We start from the raw sequence: 5,031 nt of genomic DNA, 5'->3' as shown, positions 1-5,031 counted from the left end.
TTTCGCAGGAATGACAGTTACAGGCGTTTTCCAAGTGTGTCATTCCTGGCTTGACCAGGAATCCATGATGCATAAAAGCGTAGTTACCATGAAATATAAAGAGGATACAAAAATATTTTTTATTCGCACAGTAAAATCCTTGTAAAAAGTCATTTTACAAATTCACTGAGAATCGCTGTACTTCACATGTTTCAATTCCGCACGTGTTTAATATGCACATATTGTAATATGACACGGCCATTGCGGTCAAGTCGCAGTGGAGTGAGGACGGCAAACGGATCGTTACCCGGTCAACGGTCAGAGTTGGTTAGTGCGTCAAGGGGACTTCTTTGTGGCCGGGGCGGGTGCGACAATTGAGCCAGGGGCGGCTCGCCCCCCGCTGCGACAAGATTGCGCCTCGCCCCTTCCCTTGCGGGGGAGGGGGTGGAGCCAGCCCTCCTTATTCGCTTGCCTTAAAAGTATAATTACCATGAGAGATTAAGCAGATACGTCTTTACCTGCCTGCGGCCTTGGAGAGTTTTTCCTTGAGGTCGCTCAAGGTTACAATGTGGCTTTTTTCCTCTTTGATTATCTCATCGAGTACGTGTCGGTCTTTGTTGTCTTTGATGGCGTCGGCCATGCCGTAGAAGTACAGGAGGGTTTCTTTTTCAAAGGCGATGGCAAGGCCCAGGGCAGCATTGGGGTCTTGTATGTTTTGCATGTGCGGGACGGCCTTGTTGGCCCCCATGAAAAAGGCTGATTCCACGTATGACCTCATGTACTGAGATACCTCCGGCCAGTTTTCCAGTTGCTCCTGCTGCAGGGACTCCTTGAGCTTTGTGAACTTGGCGGCGTGAGCAACCTCGTTTTCGGCGAGCTTATTAAACAGGGCGTGTAATTCATCGTTCTTCTTAAACTTCTGTGCAAGTTCGCTGTAGTATGAAAAGCCGAGTTTCTCCGTTCTGAGCGCCATTTCTATGATCTCATGGATTGAGACGTTTTCCATTTTTTATACCTCCTGAGTATCCTGATAATATCAAATCAGGGTTCATGTAAGATGCTTGCATCTTTTTTTTGTTTACCGTTGTCAATCGCAGAGCCTCATGACTTCTCTGGTGATTCTGTCCAGCGGGAGAACCTTGTCAACGGCATTGCGCTTGATGGCTTCGTTTGGCATTCCAAAGACGACACACGAGGCCTCATCCTGTGCGACGTTGTAAGAGCCTGACTCTTTCATTTCGAGCATTCCTCGGGCGCCGTCATCGCCCATGCCGGTCATGATCACACCCACGGCGTTTTTGCCGGCATACCTGGCCGCCGACCGAAAGAGCACATCAACCGATGGCCGATGACGACTCACCAGCGGACCATCCTTGACCTCAACAAAGTACCGTGCCCCACTGCGCTTGAGCAGCGTGTGCTTGTTACCGGGGGCAATGAGCGCCCTGCCCCGGACAACGGAGTCGTTATCAGCCGCCTCCTTTATGGATATCCGGCATATGCCGTCGAGGCGTTTTGCAAAGGCGGCCGTAAAGTGCTCCGGCATGTGTTGCACTATAACGATCCCAGGACAGTCAACAGGGAACTCCTCCAGAAAAACCCTCAACGCCTCCGTTCCGCCCGTGGACGCCCCCACGATGATGATCTTCTCCGTGGTCTGTATCATGGCCTTTGACGTGGGTTTGGGCAACATGGCATCGGCCGTGAGCTTTGGCGCCACCTTGTGTTCTGGCATCGGGCGTCTAACGCGGGCATTAGCAGCAGCCTTGATCACGTCGCATATCATCACACGGGACTCCTCAAGAAACTGCTTGGTACCAAGCCGGGGCTTGTTGATTATCTCCACTGCCCCATACTCCATGGCCTTGAGTGCGGTCTCCGAACCCTTGTCGGTCAACGATGAACACATCACTACGGGGATGGGATGCTGAGTCATCAGTTTTTTCAGAAATGTGATGCCGTCCATGCGTGGCATCTCAACGTCGAGCGTTATAACGTCTGGCACCTCGTCCTGTATCCTCTTGGCCGCCACAAAGGGGTCGGAGGCAGTGGCCATGACCTCGATCATCGGGTCGGATGACAGGATGTCCGATAGCGTCTGCCTCACCACCGCCGAGTCATCCACGATAAGTACTCTTATCTTTTTCATAATTTCTTTAAAGACCTCGCTAAAACTTCTATATGAATATCAATCATAAAACCTGTCGCCTGAGACGCTTTAAATAGATATCACCACTGTGGGTGTAAAACAATATCTTACGCCCGTTTGTACCTCCCGTATCCGTAACCGAAGGTGTAAGACCCAACTGTGATAGTATTTTGTGTGCCGCTTCGATGTTCTGTTTACCGACGCTGTCTCGTTTCCTGCCCTTGCTCCCACAGGGCAGGACCTCGGCCCCGCCAAAGAGCTTTACATCAACCCCCATGAGACCGATGCCAACCCTCTCAAAGTGTCTGGCCATGTGCATCACGCAACACTCGACATACTTGAGTCTCTCAGCGCAATCGTAGCAATCCCTGCCATTACAATCGGGCAACATACCGTGACAAATGGCCCCATAGGACCTGGCCGCATGAAACATGGTCACCGACACACACGAACCCAGTACCGTAGAGACAATCGTTGGTTTGTTGGTCATAAGCACCTGCCCTGGATTAAGATACACCAGGGGCGGGCCGGATTGACCGGATAGTCCTGGCAGTTTACACTGCCCATCCCGTAGCAGCCTCTCCTGCAAGCCCTCGCAGTCATCAACGCCCATGAGGCAGTCGATAGATGGTTGGCGCCACCTGGACAAAGGGCACGTTAAGCCCGTTTAACGTCTCCGAGTGTCCCATAAACAAATACCCGCCACGTGCCAGATAACGTGCAAAGCGATTCAACAACTGTTCCTGTGTTTTTCTATCGAAGTAGATCACGACGTTTCGGCAGAATATCACGTCCATTGTCTCACGGAATCCGAAGTCGGAGTCCATGAAGTTGAGGCGTCTGAACTTGATAATTTCGCGTAATTCGGGTACAATCCGCACTAGCCCCTTGCTCCTGTCCTTGCTGCGGAGGAGGTATTTTTTCTTGAGGTTATTTGGTACGGGGATGACCCTTTCTTCCTCGTATATGGCGGACTTGGCCTTGTCCAGCACCTTGGTGGATATATCGGTGGCGATAATCATAAAATCGGTATCATTTTTTTCGCTGAACTCGCTCAGTACCATTGCCATCGTGTAGGGTTCTTCACCGGTGGAGCAGCCGGCACTCCAGACCATCAGTTTGCGTCTGATACCGGCCCCTTGTGTCCTCATCAGTTCCGGCAGTGCCTTGTTTACGAGGTATTCAAAGTGCTGAGGCTCTCTGAAGAAATCGGTTTTGTTTGTCGTTATAGCGTCTATGAGATGTACGAGTTCACTCTCAAAGCCTGCGGGGCTGAAGACAAAATCCAGGTAATCGGTAAAGTTCCTAATCTGCAGGGAGCGCAACCTGCGTTGCAGACGGGCCTCCAGCATGGTCTTTTTTGCCGGGGGCATTTTGATGCCTACCTCCGTGTGGACGAAATGACTCAGGCGCTGGAAATCCTTCTCCGACAGCGATGCCTTTAGAAAACGTATATCGTCTTGTACCTCTTCTACCATTGCTCTCCTTAGTTGTTTGACGCTACAGAGTGTTCCTGGTCAGACGCTGCATTGCCTGCACTGTGGAACCCCGATAGTTCCTCGAGCGTAAAAATCCTGTCAATATCGAGGATGATTATAAAGACGTCGTCGCGCTTGCCCATTCCCTTGATAAAATCCGTGCTCATGTGCATACCGATGTTGGGAGGGGACTCTATCTTTTCGGGTTCAAGCTCAATGACCTCCTGCACGGAGTCTACCAGGGCGCCAAGTACCGTTTTTTCAGCGCCGAGGGTTATCTCCACGATTATCACGCAGGTGTTGACAGACTTCTGCGTCTGGGTCATGCCAAACTTCAGCCGCATGTCTATCACCGGCACCACACTGCCGCGCAGATTGATCACCCCGCGCATAAACACCGGTGTCCTTGGTATCTTGGTCACGCTACTAAACTCAAGCACCTCCCTCACCTTGGTGATGTCAAGGGCAAACACCTCCTCCGCCAGCTTAAAGGTCAGGTACTGCATTGTCTCTGTGATACTAGCTACAGCCATCGTCTTACCTCCTGTGTATAATATTTACTATTGTAACATACTTAAGACTAATATGCGTCTCTTCTGTGATAGACATGCAATATGGTTACTATCTTCTCGTCATCATCATCAACCGTATAAAAAATCCTGTAATCACCGACGCGTAATCTCCGTATCTTTGATGCCACCAGCTTTTTTGATTGTGGATAGGGGTACGGGTTTTCTTTCAAGGCATTTATAGCATCATCTATTCGTAAGAATGTCTGACACTCTAAATGCTGTGTATCTCTTTTGGCGTTAGAGCTATGCACCAGTTTGTACATTAAATTCCGCCCTTCTTTTTGCACTATATTCCTCATAGTCCTCGGTAGGTTCGTCTTTTCTCTCCGCCAGTATCCTCATACAGTAGTGATCCTCTATCAATTCCCCTACACGTCTTAACTCCTCAATGTCAACAATGGCGGATATCTTATTTCCCTGATTATCCGTTATATATCCCTTGATCTGTAGAAAATCTATATCTTCTTCTTGTTCTTGTTCTTGTATTTGCTCTTGTACTGTCTCTACGGCCATGCTACCTCCTTTTGCTTACCGGTACATTAAATTTAACATAATTTGTATATAACTATTGCTTTATCCTGCAAGTAAACCTGATAAATCAGTATCCTCTTTATATTTCATGGTAACTATACTTTAAGGCAAGAAAGAAAGGGGCGGCCCCCTTGACCTCATTATTTAACACTCAATTATCATGCTTGAAAAAACCGTATCCTCTTAAAAAAGCATGGTAAAAGGTTTCGCAAGAAGGGGTCAAGGGGACTTCTTCGTGGCCGGGGCGCCTCGCCCCTCCCCTTGCGGGGGGTTCTGAAGGGGGGCGGAGGGGGTGGGGCACCCCTGCCACAAACCGCCCCTT

General features: G+C 49.6%; 7 protein-coding genes. All 7 read right to left on the bottom strand.

The window, feature by feature from the left end; genetic code table 11:
• Positions 1-493 precede the first annotated feature (493 nt).
• Positions 494-985 (bottom strand): ferritin family protein, encoded by a 492-nt coding sequence (locus HWQ67_RS12675; RefSeq protein ID WP_218253057.1) that lies wholly within the window; start codon positions 983-985, stop codon positions 494-496.
• An 81-nt stretch (positions 986-1,066) separates the two neighbouring features.
• Complete coding sequence (locus HWQ67_RS12670; protein WP_218253056.1) at positions 1,067-2,128, bottom strand: protein-glutamate methylesterase/protein-glutamine glutaminase; 1,062 nt, start codon at positions 2,126-2,128, stop codon at positions 1,067-1,069.
• Positions 2,129-2,171: 43 nt separating this feature from the next.
• Positions 2,172-2,741, bottom strand: a complete 570-nt coding sequence (locus tag HWQ67_RS12665) for a chemotaxis protein CheD (protein ID WP_218253055.1) — start codon at positions 2,739-2,741, stop codon at positions 2,172-2,174.
• A complete protein-coding gene (locus HWQ67_RS12660; protein ID WP_218253054.1) occupies positions 2,731-3,606 on the bottom strand; it encodes a CheR family methyltransferase in 876 nt (291 codons plus the stop codon). The genes HWQ67_RS12665 and HWQ67_RS12660 overlap by 11 nt, the downstream gene beginning before the upstream one ends.
• 8 nt (positions 3,607-3,614) lie before the next feature.
• Positions 3,615-4,139 carry a chemotaxis protein CheW gene (locus tag HWQ67_RS12655; RefSeq protein WP_218253053.1) on the bottom strand — a complete coding sequence of 175 codons (525 nt, stop codon included), beginning with the start codon at positions 4,137-4,139 and terminating at the stop codon, positions 3,615-3,617.
• A gap of 47 nt (positions 4,140-4,186) precedes the next feature.
• Positions 4,187-4,441, bottom strand: coding sequence for a type II toxin-antitoxin system RelE family toxin (locus HWQ67_RS12650; protein ID WP_218253052.1), 255 nt, complete (start codon positions 4,439-4,441; stop codon positions 4,187-4,189).
• A complete protein-coding gene (locus tag HWQ67_RS12645) occupies positions 4,422-4,691 on the bottom strand; it encodes a hypothetical protein (protein ID WP_218253051.1) in 270 nt (89 codons plus the stop codon). The genes HWQ67_RS12650 and HWQ67_RS12645 overlap by 20 nt, the downstream gene beginning before the upstream one ends.
• Positions 4,692-5,031 lie beyond the last annotated feature (340 nt).

It is taken from the genome of Candidatus Magnetobacterium casense (assembly GCF_019173545.1).
Lineage (GTDB): Bacteria > Nitrospirota > Thermodesulfovibrionia > Thermodesulfovibrionales > Magnetobacteriaceae > Magnetobacterium > Magnetobacterium cryptolimnobacter.
This window is presented reverse-complemented; position numbering and strand designations above follow the sequence as displayed.